Origin of the sequence: Methylovorus sp. MP688 (genome assembly GCF_000183115.1) — a bacterium.
GTDB classification, from domain to species: Bacteria; Pseudomonadota; Gammaproteobacteria; order Burkholderiales; family Methylophilaceae; genus Methylovorus; species Methylovorus glucosotrophus.
In genome coordinates, this window is sequence record NC_014733.1 from 2,496,863 (window position 1) to 2,512,811 (window position 15,949).

Consider the following 15,949-nt stretch of genomic DNA (forward strand, 5'->3'; position numbering starts at 1 on the left):
ATCAACAAAAAAGCCCCATGCGGCTCGCGCTGCATGGGGCTTTTTATAAACAGTAACGTCAGGTCTTAAAGAAAGCTTTCTGCTTCCGGGATCAGCGGACGATAACTGTCGATGCGCTCTATCCATTCAATACGGTCCACGCCCAGCGCTTTTGCCACCTCAGGCTTCAGCGTTTCGGCAATGTGGGCTGACTCTTCCAGATTTTCCAGACCAAACGCGATGTGCGCTGCCATGAACACTACAGGCGCCAGATCGCACGCCATTTTATCCAGCGGGTCAGCGTAGTAGCGAATCACGCGCTGAATATCCTCAGGGAAATTCCAGCGACGTGCCAGCTCGGCACCAACCTGGCAATGATCCAGCCCCAGCGTGGCATTTTCCAGGGCCTTGCGCTCAATCACACTCAGGCCTTTGCACTCTTCATCAATCTCGGCTGCCTGGATAGGGAACACGATATGAATGAGCAATTGCCCGATGCTGTGCATGAGGGCTGCCAGATAGGCCGTCTCGGTGGGCTTTTTCAGCTCCTGACTGATTTTGCCGGCAACAGCTGCGGTCACCAGACTGTGACGCCAGAAGCGATTGATATCGAGCCCGGGCAAGGTGGTAAAGGTACCGGTTACCCCAGAGGCAATCACCAGTGTGCGCAGCTTGCTGACCCCAATCACCGAAATGGCATCAGGGATCGTCTTGATGGTGCGGCTGACACCGTAATAGGAAGAGTTGGCCATGCGCAGCACTTTGGCCGAGAGCACCTGATCGTGCGCAATTCGCGCGCCCAGCTGGCTGAGGTCCACGTCTTCATTGTCCAGCATCAGAATGACTTCCTGCACGACCTTGGGCAAGGTTGGCAGGTTGAGTATTGAATGGAAAAACTTGTCTACCACGTCCATCTTGAGATCACCCCCACTAATTGTTGTTGCCGGGATTGCTTCCGGTCTTCTGATTACGGCTGGCGCTCAAGGAACACTAACAGCATTCATCCGCGCCTGGATGATGCCCGTTTTTTTCAGCAAGCCGCGTGCATTTCGATGGCTGTCATAATAGCGCGGATTTGGCACCATGGCAGCGAGTTTGGCGGCTTGCGGTGCTGTCAGGCCCTTTGCATTAGTATGAAAGTAATACCTTGCAGCGGCTTCGGCACCAAATACGCCATTCCCCCACTCAATCACATTCAGGTAAATCTCATAAATACGCCGCTTGCTCATCATTTTTTCCAGCATGAGCGTGATCATGGCCTCTTCCAGTTTGCGCCAGGGTGTGCGGCGCGTCGACAGAAACAGATTTTTGGAAAGCTGCTGGCTGATGGTAGAGCCACCCGCCACGATACGGCCTTTTTTCAGGTTTTTCTCATAGGCTTTCTGGATACCATCCCAATCAAAGCCTTCATGCTCGACAAACCGGGAATCCTCGGCGGCGATCACTGCGCGTTTCAGATGTATGGATATCTGGCTGTAAGGCACCCACTGATGCCGCAGCTCTGCACCGGGTTTATCTTCCTGCAGCAATTCCAGGCGATCGCGCATGAAAGCACTGCTATCCGGATTGTGCTGCACCCACCAGCAGATATGCAGGAATATCCAGAGCTGATACAACACAATCAGCAGAAGCAAGGCCAAGAGGCCGCGCCATATCCATTGGCGCCATGTCATGATTTGAAATGTGCAATCACGGGGGCGGTATCAGGCCGCACCTGGCGCCACAGATAAAACGATTCGGCGGCCTGCTCAATCAGCATGCCGAGGCCATCCACCACATGCTCAGCGCCATGCGCGCGGGCAAAGGCCATGAAGGGGGTCTCCCGACCATACATCATGTCGTAAGCTAGGGATCCTGCCGCAAACATGCTGGGCGGCAAGGGTAACTGAGAGTCGGTCAATCCGGCAGAAGTGGCATTCACCACCACATCAAACGCCTGGCCCGGCAGATCTTCAAAGGCCAGCGCCTGTACCGAGACATACAGCAGCTCGCCCTGCGCTTCCACTTTGCGCACCATGGCAAGCGCCTTGTCCAGCGTACGATTGGCCACGACCAGCAGAGCAGGCTGCTGGGCCAGAATGGGATGCAACACGCCTTCGGCAGCACCGCCAGCCCCGATCAACAGCACGCGCTTGCCGTGCAAGGGAATCGCCAGATTATCCTGAATATCCCGTACCAGGCCAGCGCCATCGGTGTTATCGCCAATGATGTGCTCGCCCTGAAACATCAGGGTATTAACGGCACCGGCATCGTGGGCACGCTCGGTCAGCTGCGTTGCCAGGGCATATGCCTGCAGCTTGAACGGCACCGTAACGTTGGCGCCTTTATAGCCTTGCGCCCGCATGGCCTGCACGGTCTCAACGAACGCATCAAGGGGAGCCAGCACACGGCCGTACTCGAGCTGCTGCGAGGTTTGCTCGGCAAACATGTGGTGTATCAGCGGCGACTTGCTGTGCTCGACCGGGTTGCCGATCACGGCATAACGATCCATCATCACGACCCTGTCTGTATTTAGCTATTCGTCCAGGGCAGGCCAGCCGCTTTCCAGCCATTAATCTTGCCACGCTGACCCGTTTGCGGATCGGTAGCGCCTTCAAAACCTTCCAGTATGTTGTAAGCCTCGGTGTATCCCATGGAGTTAGCCAGCACTGCCGCATTGTGCGAACGGCCACCCGTGCGGCACAAAAACATCACCAGCGCTTCGCGATCCACCTGCTTGTCCAGATGCGCAGCAAAATCAGGGTTGGCGACCATGCCGGGATAAAATGCCCACTCAATGCTCAATGCCTGAGGAACGCGCCCCACTAGCTCAAGCTCTGCGCGGCTTCTTACATCCACCAGACAGGCGCCCGGAGCGGATGCCATCAGCTGCTGCGCTTCCTCTGGCGTCAGAGCGCCTGCATAAGGCAAATTGTTTACCTGAGCGCGCTGCTTGGCTTTTTGTAATATTTGATTGATAGTTTCCATGGTGCACTCGATTATTTTGTAGATTTACCCCGAAGTATAGCGAGAATTTTGCGACCTGAGCCAAAGGCACCAATTTGGTGCATTTGCCCCGATGATCGCCCGAATTCGGTGCCCCGCTTTTTTATTCTCTTTTCTAAGTGATTATGTGAAAATGAGAATCTCGGGGTTTCCGATGGCACGTTTCCTGCTAGATACATTCAGCAGTTTTTCTATCAAACCATGGGGTTTGATTACTTAATTTACGCTTTTACGTTTTAGGAGAATGAAATGGCGGTAGCCGACGTAATGAAAATGGTGAAGGAAAATGACATCAAGTTTGTTGATTTCCGTTTCACCGATACCAGAGGTAAAGAACAGCACGTAACTGTACCCATCTCAGCGTTCGATGAAAGCAAATTTACCGAAGGCCACGCATTCGACGGTTCATCTATCGCTGGCTGGAAAGGTATTCAAGCTTCCGACATGCAACTGATGCCTGATCCTGAGACTGCCAATATCGATCCATTCATGGACGAACCTACACTGATTCTGAGCTGTGACGTGGTAGATCCTACCGACGGCAAGGGCTACGACCGTTGCCCACGCAGCTTGGCAAAACGCGCTGAGGCTTACCTGAAGTCCAGCGGTCTGGGCGACACCGCCTACTTCGGTCCAGAACCCGAATTCTTCATTTTCGACTCCATCCAGTGGAATGCTGGCATGGAAGGCTGTTCCGTCAAGATCAACTCCGAAGAAGGTGCATGGGCATCTGGCGAGAAGTTCGAAAGCGGCAACACCGGTCACCGTCCTGGCGTAAAGGGCGGCTACTTCCCAGTACCTCCAGTCGATTCCTTCCAGGATCTGCGCTCAGCCATGGTCATCGCCCTTGAAAACATGGGCGTGCCTGTTGAAGTGCACCACCACGAAGTGGCAACGGCTGGTCAATGTGAAATCGGCACCAAGTTCAGCACCCTGGTACAACGTGCCGACTGGACCCAATTGCTGAAGTACGTTGTGCTGAACACCGCTCACGCTTACGGCAAAACCGCCACCTTCATGCCTAAGCCTATCGTTGGCGACAACGGTTCCGGCATGCACGTGCACCAATCCGTATGGAAAGATGGCAAGAACCTGTTCGCAGGCAACGGCTACGCTGGCCTGTCCGAGTTCGCCCTGTACTACATCGGCGGCATCATCAAGCACGCTCGCGCGCTGAATGCGATCACCAATCCAGGCACCAACTCCTACAAGCGTCTGGTTCCAGGCTTTGAAGCTCCAGTTAAGCTGGCTTACTCTGCCAAGAACCGTTCAGCTTCGATCCGTATTCCTTTCGTGCATTCCGACAAGGCTCGCCGCGTTGAAGCTCGCTTCCCTGATCCTACTGCCAACCCATACCTGGCATTCAGCGCCCTGCTGATGGCTGGTCTGGACGGCGTACAGAACAAGATTCACCCAGGTGAGCCAGCAACCAAGGATCTCTACCATCTGCCTCCTGAGGAAGATGCAGCGATCCCAACCGTTTGCTCCTCCCTGGAACAAGCACTGGAATATCTGGACAAGGATCGCGAGTTCCTCACCCGTGGTGGTGTGTTCTCCGATGACTGGATCGACAGCTACATCGCATTGAAGATGGAAGAAGTCACCAGAATGCGCATGACACCGCATCCTATCGAGTTCGCCATGTACTACAGCTGCTAATCACAGCATGTTAAAAAAGGCGGGGCAACCCGCCTTTTTTATTGCCTGCCACTCTTGCGCACCTGTTAACTGGCGCGCGTTGCCACCCGATGGCTTCTCATCTAAACTCAATGCATGAAATTTCTATTGCTGTGTTGCGGCTTGCTAGCTGGATTGACGGTGCAAGCGGCCGATATCTATAAATGCGTTGATGAGTCAGGCCAACCGACATTCACGGACGCCAAAACGCGGACCCTCTACAAGAATTGCCAGCTTTTCCTGAAAGGCGACAATGCCTTGCCCGTGCCCTCAGGCAAAAAAGAGCGGGCAAGAACGCCTACGCCTTCGGACTTTCCCAAGGTAGACAGGAGCACGCAAACCCGCCGGGATGATACCCGCCGGCAGATTTTGCAGGATGAACTCGCCACAGAGAAAAAAGCGCTGGAAGAAGCAAGACAAGCTTATAACGAAGGCAGCGCTAACCCCGAGGTGTATCGCACTGCCGATGGCAAGACCTTGAGAAACGTCACAAAATTTGAAGAAAAAATGCGCCGGCTGAAAGCCGATGTCGACACGCACGAAAACAATGTAAAGCTGCTGCAAAAAGAGCTCAATGGCATGAAATAAGCTGAATTTTCATGGTGTTGCGTGTTAAAGATGCAGATTCAACATCCTTAAGGTCAATCTTATGCAACGCTTTTTCACCGCTTTGACGCCATGCTCTGGCCTGGCTTTTGCTTAACCACTGCCATGGTACATATTATTCCTCCCACATTCGCTGGTCTCGAACATCTCGCCACTGCCGTCATCCTGCTGGATGATTCCCGCAAGGTCATATATGCCAATCCGGGGGCTGAAATCCTGTTTGCATTAAGCGCCAAACAGATTACCGGGCTGGATATTTTTCAGGTATTTCCTGAATGCGAAATCCTGCACTCGGCCGTGGAAAATGCGATCAGCAATCGCAGTCCATTTCGCGAACATGAGTTTCTCATCACCACCATGCGCCAAAGTTCAGTCGCCGTCACTTGCACGGTGACCCCGGTGGATGTGAATCCGGCCTGCCTGGTACTTGAGTTCCAGCAGATGGATCAGCAACTGCGCATTGCGCGCGAGGAACGCATGCTCATCCAGCAGCAAGCGAACGCTGAGTTGTTACGCAATCTCGCCCACGAGATCCGTAATCCGCTGGGCGGGCTGCGCGGGGCGGCACAATTGCTGGAGCATGAACTGCCACAGGTCAATTTGCGCGAATACACCCAGGTCATCATCAAAGAGGCGGATCGCCTGCAGTCACTGATGGATCGCTTGCTGGTGCCGCACCGCGTGCCCAAGTACGAACCCACGAATATTCATGAGGTGCTGGAACGCGTGCGCAGCCTGTTGCTGGCGGAGTCACCCAAAGCCATTATGGTCAAGCGCGATTACGACACCAGCCTGCCCGAGCTGATTGGCGATCGTGAGAAACTGATACAAGCCGTGCTCAATATCGCCCGCAATGCTGCACAGGCCATGCAGGGGACGGGGCAGATCACCCTACGCACCCGCGCCGAACGGCAGGTAACGCTAGCCAAGAAACGCTACCGGGTGGCGATACGCCTGCAGATTATCGACAACGGCCCTGGGATTCCTCCTGATATCCGCGACCGCATTTTTTACCCACTGGTCTCCGGCCGCGAAGGTGGCTCCGGCCTCGGGCTGACGCTGGCACAGACATTCATCACCCAGCATCACGGCATGATTGAATGCGAGAGCGAACCAGGCAAAACCTGTTTCACCATTCTGCTACCCATCGAAACGACCGCCATGAAAGGCTTTATTGCCAAGCAGTAAACTCACGTAGAACACATGAACGATTTTAAACACACAGGCAAGCTATGAAACCTATCTGGATTATTGACGACGACAAATCGATACGCTGGGTCTTTGAAAAAGCGCTGGCGCGCACCGACATGGATTTCAAGACCTTTGCCTCCGTGCCCGAGGCACTCAATGCGCTCACCCGGGAAGAACCACAAGTGATTGTCAGCGACATTCGCATGCCCAACGGTTCTGGCCTCGACTTCCTCGATGAGGTAAAAAAACGCCTGCCTGAGATTCCTGTCATCATCATGACGGCATACTCCGATCTCGAAAGTGCCGTTGCGGCATTTCAGGGTGGCGCTTTTGAATATCTGGCCAAGCCTTTTGATGTAGACCAGGCGATTGAGATCATCCGGCGCGCCGTTGAAGAAAGCATGCGTCAGGCCACGGAAGCCGTTACACCAGAAGCGACACCCGAAATCATTGGCCAGGCCCCTGCCATGCAGGAGGTATTCCGTGCCATTGGCCGCTTGAGCCGCTCGCATGCCACCGTACTCATTAATGGCGAATCAGGCACCGGCAAAGAGCTGGTTGCCAGCGCCCTGCATCGGCATAGTCCGCGCGCAGACAAACCCTTTATCGCGATCAACACGGCAGCCATCCCCAAGGATCTGCTGGAGTCCGAGCTGTTCGGCCATGAACGCGGCGCCTTCACCGGCGCGCAGGCAGCACGACGCGGCCGCTTTGAACAAGCCGATGGCGGCACCCTGTTTCTGGATGAAATTGGCGACATGCCTTCTGATCTGCAAACGCGCTTGCTGCGCGTGTTGTGCGATGGCCAGTTTTATCGCGTCGGCGGGCATCAACCCGTCAAGGTTAATGTGCGCATCATTGCCGCCACTCACCAGGATCTGGAGGAGCGCGTGAAGCTCGGCCTGTTCCGTGAAGACTTGTTCCACCGGCTGAATGTGATACGCCTGCGTCTGCCGCCCTTGCGCGAGCGTCGTGAGGATGTGCCTCTGCTGGTCAAGCACTTCCTGCAACAAAGCGCGCAAGAGCTCGGCGTAGAAGCCAAACAACCGTCTGCAAGTGCGCTACGTTACCTTGCCACCATGAGCTGGAGCGGCAATGTGCGGCAGCTTGAGAATGTCTGCCACTGGCTGACCGTGATGGCGCCAGGCCAGAATATTGATGTGGCAGATTTGCCGCCAGAATTGAAGGAGGATAGCAGCAAGCCAACTACCGCCACCTCCTGGCAAGAAGCGCTGGCAGCGGAAGTCATGGATGCGCTCAATCGCGGGGAGCAGGAAATTCTGGAAACACGCACCAAGGAATTCGAGAAAATCCTGATTAGCCGTGCGCTGAGCCATACCGGGGGCCGTCGCATCGAAGCAGCGACACAACTCGGTATGGGCCGCAACACCCTGACCCGCAAGATTCAGGAGTTAGGGATAGAGGAATAATAAAACGAAACGATAAGCATACGAGGACACCGGGCCAGTGATCAGTGCTGGCCCACCTCGGTAATCTTCACCACCACCTGCTTGGTAAAGAAACTCACGGCCAGATATTCGTAGCGCCAACCATAAGCAACGACCGCCTCCTGGAAAGCCTTGTATTCATCCTCGCGCCAATGCTCGTTACCGATGTATTCATCGAACACGATCACCGTGCCTGGAACAATACGCTCTGCCAGCGTGTCCAGCACAGTCTTGGTTGAGCTGTAGATATCACAGTCGATGTTGATGAGACGAACAGGGCCTTCGTGTTTTGCCACGAATAAAGGCAAGGTTTCATCAAACCACCCGGCGTGCAGTTTAACCATAGGCGGCACTTTGGGTATCACGCCCTTGGTCGAGTAACTGCCTCGAGATTCGGCATGCCAATCCTCAGGCAAACCCTGAAAGCTGTCAAAACCATGCGCTTCTTGCCCGACCAGCTGTACCAGCTGCCGGATGCTGTTGCCATGTCGCACCCCAAACTCCATTACCAGGCCCTTGATATTGGCTTGAGCAACGGCACGTTTGAACGTCGCAAGGTTGCTCCCCGTAATCAGCGGCTTCTCTGACAACGCACGGAAATAATGCCAGGCATCCAGACGCGCTTTCATCAGCGGGCTGGTAACATCCAGCATCTGTTCCATCCGCAGGCTTTGATTCGGCTTGCCTGCATACTCCAGCAGAATCGCCAGCATCAAGCGCGCCTCCTGATCATGTGGATTCAACGCCAACACGTTGCTTAAAGCCTCGCAGGCCGGCAGATAATCTCCCGACCGAATCAACAAAGCATGCAGGTTATACCAGGCATCCAGATAGCGGGCATCCAGCGCAATCGCCGCCTTATAGCACTGCTCAGCCTCTTTGAGCTTACCCTGCTCGTGCCAGGCCAAGCCTAAATTGCTATGGAATTGCGGATTTTTGCTATTGATCTTGATGGCTTTTTGAAAATGCTGTGTCGCCTTTTCCATATTGCCATCCTGCAGGGCGATCACCCCAAGCAAATGAATCGCATCTGGCTGTCGGGCATCAGCGGCGAGTATTTGCTGGCAAATAAGCTCTGCTTGTTTTTGATCGCCCGCGGCATGCAATTGATGTGCCGTACGCAATGCCTGTAATAGACTTACCGGAGCTTGTTGATTGAATGCCATATCTGTCTGTCACTTAGCGCTTGGTGATCATGAGACCACGCGACCAATCAAGTCGCGCAACCCCATGCTATTTCTGAATTAAAGCCAACTTAACGCACGCATTGGAACGTCAACTCACGTCGACCGCCCACTGCACTTTCATTCTTCTTGATCGTTTCATATTCGCCAGCGCAAGCCTTAAGGGCTTTTACGTGACAGGAATTCCAGTCCTCGACCGCACCACTGCATGAGGTGTAATACTCGCCATTGCCCTTGGGCACCACAGGCTGTTGCTCACCATGCATCAACTGTGCACATCCGGGTAAAGCCAATACAAACAAACCAATAAATACTAATTTCATTTTATCTTCCTAAATAAAAACGGCACCCGAAGGTGCCGTTTAAGCTTCAATTCAACTAAGAATAAATCTTAGAAGAACAGGATCGCGCCCAGAGACACGGTCTTAGCCTTGCCGTCTTGACCAGCGCTGTAACCGATGTTTTCCAGCTTGTTGTCGGTGTATTCAGCAACCAGATTCAGGCTCTTGGTCAGAGGGTGGTAAGCACCAACGATCCAAGACTTGTTCTCAAACTTAACGTTGGTAGCATCAGCTTCGGACTTGCTTACACCGTAAGACAGACCCAGCTTGGTGCCAACGCCTGGCAGAGCGTAAGTAGCTTGTACATAGCCACCCTTGTCGTCAGACTTCTGACCATTCAGGAACAGCAGACCGTTAGCTGCAGTGCTCAGGCTAGCAGCGGTAGAACCGGACAAGCCCTTACCATCGTAGTAGTAACCAACCAGGCCTACACCAGCCAGGTTAACCTTACCACCCAGATCCCAACCGCGGGAAGTGTAGTTGTCTACAGAACCAGTGTTTACGTCATGCTTCTGGCTGATCGCGCCCAACCAAACCTTACCAGCATAGTCGCCAGTCCATTCGTAGCTGACCTTACCTTCATAACCCATGTCGTTACGGATATCGCTGTTACTACCATTGGCACTGCCACTAGCATCAGCAGAGTTAGACCAAGGCTCACGAACGCCTACAGCGAAGCTGAAACCATTCCAGTTTGGAGAAATGTAGGAAATTTGACCAACCCAGTCAGCGTACATATAACCAGAACCAATACGGCCCAGAGTGGAAGAACCACCGCTACCAGCGCCAATACCAACGCCCAGCAGAGTCATGTCAGACAGGATAGCGTCAGAACCGAAGATGCCCAGATCACGACCAGCCTTGATAGTACCCCAGCTCTTGTCACCGAAAGTCAAGTAAGCTTGACGAATGTTCAGGCTGTTGTTACCACCAGCTGCGCCACCATTACCAGAATCAACACCGGTGAAGAATGTGAATTGGAATGCGATATCCAGATCGTTTTGACGAGTCTTACCACCGATACCCAGAGCGGAAGGCAGCAGACCGGTTTGCACGGTGTTAGCTACGTCTTCGGTACCTGCAGTCTTCAGGTCGCCAGAGAACTTGGTGTGAGTGTAGTAAGCGTTAACGTTACCACCGATGTCGATTGTCCAATCACCAGCAGGGATGGTGATTGCAGCGTTAGCAGCAGATGCGCCAAATGCCATTACAGCACCAGCTACTGCCAGGCCCAGTTTCTTGTTCATATAAATCTCCTAATGCGTTTTATATTAACTTTCGTACACTTTTTGCATGTGCATCGAAAGAGTTCGCGAACTCCCCTTGCGAGAAGGTAGATGCAGTATGCCAAAGTCGAAAGTTGCGCCGCAAGACAAATATACGATTTCGTTACAATTTATTAACAAATGTTGTTTTCATGCAACACGATGTAGCTTTGTGTAAATTTGCACTGAAAATAAGGGCTGAGTGTTGGAAGAAATTAATAATGTCATCAGCCCCTTAGGAGATTCTTCTAAGAGATTAAAAGAGATGGCGCGCACCATCGAGATGACAATGCAGAATTCAGCAAAGAACCCCAACCCCACTGGCATGAGGCCCTCAACCCGCTATTTAAAGCTCGCGTTCTGAGATCGAAAACATGCGCTGGTATTCACGCATGGCATATCGATCGGTCATGCCTGCTATATAGTCAGCCACCGCGCGGGGCTTGTCTTGTTCAGCACGTTGCTGAAACTCGTCAGGCATGATGGTGCTGTCCAGCATGAACTCGCGAAACAGCTCGGTAATGATGCGATGCGCCTTATTGCTCATGCGATTAACGCGGTAATGGCGGTAAAGCTTGGTGCGCAGAAACTTTTTGAGCTCGGCCTGCTGTTTGGCCATGCCTGCACTGAAACTGATCAGCGCTGGCGTTTGACGGACTTCTTCAATGGAAGAAGGTGCATGTTCGGCAATGTGACGGCTACTTTCACTGCACAAATCGACGATCTGGGTATTGATCATCCGACGTATGGTTTCATGGATCAGACGACGATCCGCCAGATTGGGGTATTTGTCTTTGACCTGTTGCAGGTGCTCGGCAAAAATGGCGACTTCAGCGAGCTGGTCTAGCGATATCAGGCCGGAGCGCAAGCCGTCATCCACATCGTGATTATTGTAGGCAATCTCATCTGCCAGATTCGCCACCTGCGCCTCGAGTGAAGGTTGCGTCTTGTTGATGAAGCGTTCGCCCACATCGCCCAGCTTTCTGGCGTTTTTCAGCGAGCAATGCTTGAGTATGCCTTCGCGCATTTCAAAGGTCAGGTTCAGGCCATCAAACTCGGCGTAGCGCTGCTCAAGGTGATCAACCACGCGCAGGGATTGCAGGTTATGTTCAAACCCACCGTAATCGCGCATGCATTCATTCAAGGCATCCTGCCCGGCATGGCCAAATGGCGTATGCCCCAGGTCGTGGGCCAGGGCAATCCCTTCGATCAGGTCTTCATGCAGGTTTAAATTACGCGCAATGGCCCGACCAATCTGCGCCACTTCCAGGCTGTGCGTCAGGCGGGTACGAAACAAATCGCCCTCGTGATTCACGAACACCTGAGTTTTATATTCCAGCCGACGAAAGGCGCTGGAGTGAATGATGCGATCGCGGTCGCGTTGAAACTGGTTGCGACCCTGCGGGTCTGGCTCGGCATGCCGCCGCCCCAGGCTGCGCTCGGGATGGGCTGCGTAGTTCGCCAGGCGGCTCATGCTGCCAACGCCAGCGTTGCTTGCAAGGCGGCTTTATCATAATCGCTGGTCACCAGAGATTTGCCTATGCCTTGCTGCAGGACAAAACGAATCTTGCCGTCTACCACCTTTTTATCCAGCCCCATCAGGTCCAAATAACGCTCCACACCCAGCGCTGGCGCTTCCACCGGCAATCCAGCCGCTACAAAAATAGCACGCATGCGGGCAATATCCGCATCGGACAACCAGCCCATGCGCCGCGACAAATCAGCCGCCAGCATGGTGCCAGCCGCCACTGCCTCACCATGCAACCATACGCCATAACCCATGGCATTCTCCACGGCATGCCCGAAGGTATGGCCAAGATTCAGCAGGGCACGCTCACCAGACTCACGCTCATCTTTGGCAACCACTTCGGCCTTGTTTTCGCATGAGCGATAGATCGCGTAACGCAAGGCATCTTCATCCAAGGCCACCAGCTCGGTCATATGGGCCTCTAGCCATTCAAAAAACGGCAAGTCGCGAATCAGGCCGTATTTGATAACCTCGGCAAGGCCCGCAGATAACTCACGCGCTGGCAGGGTATGCAAGGTGGCAATATCAGCGAGCACCAGCTGCGGCTGATAAAACGCGCCTATCATGTTTTTGCCCAGGGGATGGTTGATCCCGGTTTTGCCACCCACAGAGGAATCCACCTGCGATAACAAGGTAGTGGGAATCTGAATGAAAGGCACACCACGCAAATAGGTGGCCGCAGCATAGCCCGTCAGGTCGCCAATCACTCCGCCACCCAGCGCGATCAGCGTAGTGCTGCGCTCGCACCGGTGCTGCAGCAAGGCATCGTAGATCAGGTTCAGGGTATCGCTGTTTTTGTACTGCTCACCATCGGGCAGGATGATGGGGATAACAGCAACACCCGCGGCCTGCAATGTTTGCGACAGCTGATCCAGATACAGCGGCGCGACCGTGGTATTGGTCACAATAGCCACCTGCTTGCGCTTGAGATGCGGCAGGATCAAATCCGCCCGCGCCAGCAAATGACTGCCTATGTGGATAGGATAGGCGCGCTCGCCCAACTCAACCTGTAATGTCTGCATATTCCTTAACCAATCAATGATTCAATCTGGTGAACAATGGTGTTAACCGACTGGCCGCCTGTATCCACCACATGATGCGCCACTTCGCGATACAAAGGGTCGCGCTGCTCGAATAATTGCTCCAGTCGCTTGCGCGGGTCTGCCGTTTGCAGCAAGGGGCGATTTTTATCGTTGCGCGTCCGGATCCACAGCTCGTTCACATGCGCTCTAAGGTAAATGACGGTGCCATGCTGCTTAAGGTTCTTGCGATTTTCATCCAGCAGTACAGCGCCGCCGCCGGTGGCGACCACCACATCAGGCATGCGTACCAGCTCATCTATCATGGCGCTTTCACGGCGACGAAATCCCGCCTCGCCTTCCACTTCAAAAATGTAAGGAATGCTGACGCCAGTGCGGCGCTCAATCTCGTGGTCGCTATCGTAGAACGCTTTATGCAGATGCTTGGCCAGCACACGGCCCACGGTGGTTTTGCCTGCACCCATCAGCCCGACAAAAAAGATGTTCCCCGCCATAAAAAATGCCTGTTATTTTCATAACAGGCATTTTAAGGGATTACGTTCGGACTGTCAGATATTGTCTAGCGGATAGACAGATTGTCATCCATGATCTTGGGCGTGATGAAAATCAGCAGTTCGGTTTTGTCATTCTGCCTCACGCGGCGCTTGAACGCGTTACCCACAAAAGGTAAATCACCAAAGAAGGGCACCTTGTCCACGTCATTACGTTCGGTCTGCTCGTAAATGCCACCCAGCACGGCGGTTTCACCGTTAGATACCAGTACCTGGGTATCCACACTCTGCGTTTCAATCGATGGCACACCTGAGAAAATCTGGCCGACACGGTCTTTCTTGATGGTGAGATCCATGATGATCTTGTCATCCGGCGTGACTTGCGGGGTCACTTCCAGACTCAGCGTCGCATCCACAAACTGCACGCTGGTTGCACCACTGCTGCTGGCACGCAAATACGGAATCTTGGTACCTTGCTGGATCTGGGCTTTTTTCTGGTTGGCCGTGGTCACACGCGGACTGGACACCACCTTGCCACGCTTATCTGTTTCCAGTGCCGACAACTCAAGGTTGAGCAGCAAACCGGCTGGCAGCCGCAGCAGGGTAAAGGCCAGGTTGCCGTAAGCATTGGAAACCGGCAGATTGGACATCAGGTCGGGCTCACCATCGGAGCTGGTCGCCGTGCTGCCTGTGGTCGCGGTCTGGATGGTGCCGTTATGTGTACCTTGAGTGATGGTGCCATCGCTGGACACTTCAGTAATACGGTTACCCAAGGTGCCGCCAATCACGTTTCTGCCATCGGCACTTTGCTGGGTCATGCCAAAACGTGCCCCCAGGCTCTTGCCAAATTTTTCATCCGCAATCACCAGGCGCGACTCGATCATCACCTGCTTCACAGGAATATCGGTCTTGTTGATGATCTGCTGGATTTCTTCCAGATGCTTGGCGGTATCCTGCACAAACACGGTATTGGTTCTGGGGTCCAGCACGGCACTGCCACGCTTGGACAATATCTTCTGCTTTTCATCGGTGAGGATATTTTTCAGCGATTCGGCCTTCATGTATTTCAAGGTGAAGACTTCCGTACGCACGGGCTCCAGATCCTCAATCTGCTGGCTGGCTTCCAGACTCAGCTTCTCCTTGGCGGCCACTTCTTCCATCGGCGCCACCATGATCACATTGCCGGATTTACGCTGGGTAAGGCCCTTGCTGGACATGATGATATCCAGCGCCTGATCCCAAGGCACATCTTTCAAACGCAAAGTCAGATTGCCAGATACCGTATCGCTGGTGATGATGTTCAAGCCGGTGAAGTCGGCAATCACCTGCAGCACAGAGCGCACGTCAATATTCTGGAAATTCAGGGAAAGCTTTTCACCGGCATAGCCAGGCTTGCTGCCTTGCACCAGCTTGTTGGGATCTTCCACCACCGGACGTACATCAATAATGAATTTCTTGTCCGCCTGATAGGCAGACTGCTCCCAGTTGCCTTTGGGCTCAATCACCAGGCGGGTATTCTTGCCCTGCTGCATGGCATCGACATACAGCACAGGCGTATTGAAGTTGATGACGTTAAGCCGACGTTGCAAGGAAGCGGCAATATCGGTATTCACAAAATCCACCACGATGGTTTTGCCTTGCTGGCGGATATCAATCCCGGCGGCAGGATCAGACAAATCCACCATCACGCGGCCTTCGCCATTCTTGCCGCGCATGAAATCCACATTGGTCACACTATGCGATTTGTCGCCCGCCTTGGGCTCGGCAAAGCGGGTCACCGTGGTCTGGTTGGCAGCAACTTCGGTGGTTTGCAACAGAATAATCGTGGCATTGCCATCGGTACTGGTGCTATAGCCCACAGACTTGCTGAGATTCAGCACCATCCGGGTTCTGTCTTTTGCCTGTGCCAGGCTTACACTTTTCAGCACGCCCTGCTCGGCAGGCAAGCTGTTGCGCTGCAGGCCATTGCCCACACCGGGGAAATCCAGCGCGATACGGGATGGATTGGTCAGGGTAAAACCGGCAGGCACATTCGAAAGCGGCTGCGTAGTCTGAATACGTACGGCGACACGCCCACCGGGCATGGCGGAAAACTCGACCTTTTCAATTTTGTTGAGGAATGCGTTCTGCTCATCCGCAGCCGCTGCCGGTGAAACTAGCGTCAACATCACGAAGATGCCCGCCAGGCCGCTAAAAAATTTGCTGTATGTCATT

The 15,949-nt window shown here is 53.7% G+C and carries 15 protein-coding genes; 4 read left to right on the plus strand and 11 right to left on the minus strand.

Annotated elements, in window-relative coordinates; genetic code table 11:
- Nucleotides 1–65: 65 nt before the first annotated feature.
- The 4 genes from MPQ_RS11900 to MPQ_RS11915 form a co-directional block, all read right to left on the minus strand.
- Nucleotides 66–893: an HDOD domain-containing protein gene (locus MPQ_RS11900; protein ID WP_013443198.1), complete on the minus strand. Its 828-nt coding sequence runs from the start codon at nt 891–893 to the stop codon at nt 66–68.
- Nucleotides 894–959: 66 nt separating this feature from the next.
- The gene (gene mtgA / locus MPQ_RS11905) at nt 960–1,652 is read right to left on the minus strand and encodes a monofunctional biosynthetic peptidoglycan transglycosylase (protein WP_013443199.1); all 693 of its coding nucleotides are present in this window, start codon (nt 1,650–1,652) and stop codon (nt 960–962) included.
- On the minus strand, nt 1,649–2,473 hold the full coding sequence (gene aroE, locus MPQ_RS11910) for a shikimate dehydrogenase (RefSeq protein ID WP_013443200.1): 825 nt from the start codon (nt 2,471–2,473) through the stop codon (nt 1,649–1,651). The genes mtgA and aroE overlap by 4 nt, the downstream gene beginning before the upstream one ends.
- Nucleotides 2,474–2,490: 17 nt before the next feature.
- Nucleotides 2,491–2,946: a rhodanese-like domain-containing protein gene (locus MPQ_RS11915; RefSeq protein WP_013443201.1), complete on the minus strand. Its 456-nt coding sequence runs from the start codon at nt 2,944–2,946 to the stop codon at nt 2,491–2,493.
- Nucleotides 2,947–3,213: 267 nt separating this feature from the next.
- Here MPQ_RS11915 and glnA point away from each other — a divergent pair, with 267 nt between their 5' ends.
- From glnA to ntrC, 4 genes are all read left to right on the plus strand, one after another.
- Nucleotides 3,214–4,623, plus strand: coding sequence for a type I glutamate--ammonia ligase (gene glnA, locus MPQ_RS11920; protein WP_013443202.1), 1,410 nt, complete (start codon nt 3,214–3,216; stop codon nt 4,621–4,623).
- 114 nt (nt 4,624–4,737) lie between these two features.
- Nucleotides 4,738–5,229 (plus strand): DUF4124 domain-containing protein, encoded by a 492-nt coding sequence (locus MPQ_RS11925; protein WP_015830989.1) that lies wholly within the window; start codon nt 4,738–4,740, stop codon nt 5,227–5,229.
- A 123-nt stretch (nt 5,230–5,352) separates the two neighbouring features.
- Entirely contained in the window at nt 5,353–6,435 is a 1,083-nt protein-coding gene (glnL, locus tag MPQ_RS11930) for a nitrogen regulation protein NR(II) (protein WP_013443204.1), read from the plus strand.
- 44 nt (nt 6,436–6,479) lie between these two features.
- Nucleotides 6,480–7,868, plus strand: a complete 1,389-nt coding sequence (ntrC, locus tag MPQ_RS11935) for a nitrogen regulation protein NR(I) (RefSeq protein WP_013443205.1) — start codon at nt 6,480–6,482, stop codon at nt 7,866–7,868.
- A gap of 41 nt (nt 7,869–7,909) precedes the next feature.
- On the opposite strand, the gene MPQ_RS11940 is transcribed toward ntrC, so the two are convergent.
- The 7 genes from MPQ_RS11940 to pilQ all read right to left on the minus strand — a co-directional run bounded on the left by MPQ_RS11940 (nt 7,910) and on the right by pilQ (nt 15,948).
- Nucleotides 7,910–9,052 (minus strand): class I SAM-dependent methyltransferase, encoded by a 1,143-nt coding sequence (locus MPQ_RS11940; RefSeq protein WP_013443206.1) that lies wholly within the window; start codon nt 9,050–9,052, stop codon nt 7,910–7,912.
- An 89-nt stretch (nt 9,053–9,141) separates the two neighbouring features.
- Nucleotides 9,142–9,393 carry a hypothetical protein gene (locus MPQ_RS11945; RefSeq protein WP_013443207.1) on the minus strand — a complete coding sequence of 84 codons (252 nt, stop codon included), beginning with the start codon at nt 9,391–9,393 and terminating at the stop codon, nt 9,142–9,144.
- 68 nt (nt 9,394–9,461) lie between these two features.
- A complete protein-coding gene (locus MPQ_RS11950) occupies nt 9,462–10,658 on the minus strand; it encodes a porin (protein ID WP_041362402.1) in 1,197 nt (398 codons plus the stop codon).
- A gap of 364 nt (nt 10,659–11,022) precedes the next feature.
- Complete coding sequence (locus MPQ_RS11955; RefSeq protein WP_013443210.1) at nt 11,023–12,150, minus strand: deoxyguanosinetriphosphate triphosphohydrolase; 1,128 nt, start codon at nt 12,148–12,150, stop codon at nt 11,023–11,025.
- Nucleotides 12,147–13,226, minus strand: coding sequence for a 3-dehydroquinate synthase (gene aroB, locus MPQ_RS11960; RefSeq protein ID WP_013443211.1), 1,080 nt, complete (start codon nt 13,224–13,226; stop codon nt 12,147–12,149). Before aroB ends, MPQ_RS11955 begins: the two co-directional genes overlap by 4 nt.
- 5 nt (nt 13,227–13,231) lie before the next feature.
- Nucleotides 13,232–13,738 carry a shikimate kinase gene (locus MPQ_RS11965; RefSeq protein ID WP_013443212.1) on the minus strand — a complete coding sequence of 169 codons (507 nt, stop codon included), beginning with the start codon at nt 13,736–13,738 and terminating at the stop codon, nt 13,232–13,234.
- 65 nt (nt 13,739–13,803) lie between these two features.
- Nucleotides 13,804–15,948 (minus strand): type IV pilus secretin family protein, encoded by a 2,145-nt coding sequence (pilQ, locus tag MPQ_RS11970; protein ID WP_013443213.1) that lies wholly within the window; start codon nt 15,946–15,948, stop codon nt 13,804–13,806.
- Nucleotide 15,949 lies beyond the last annotated feature (1 nt).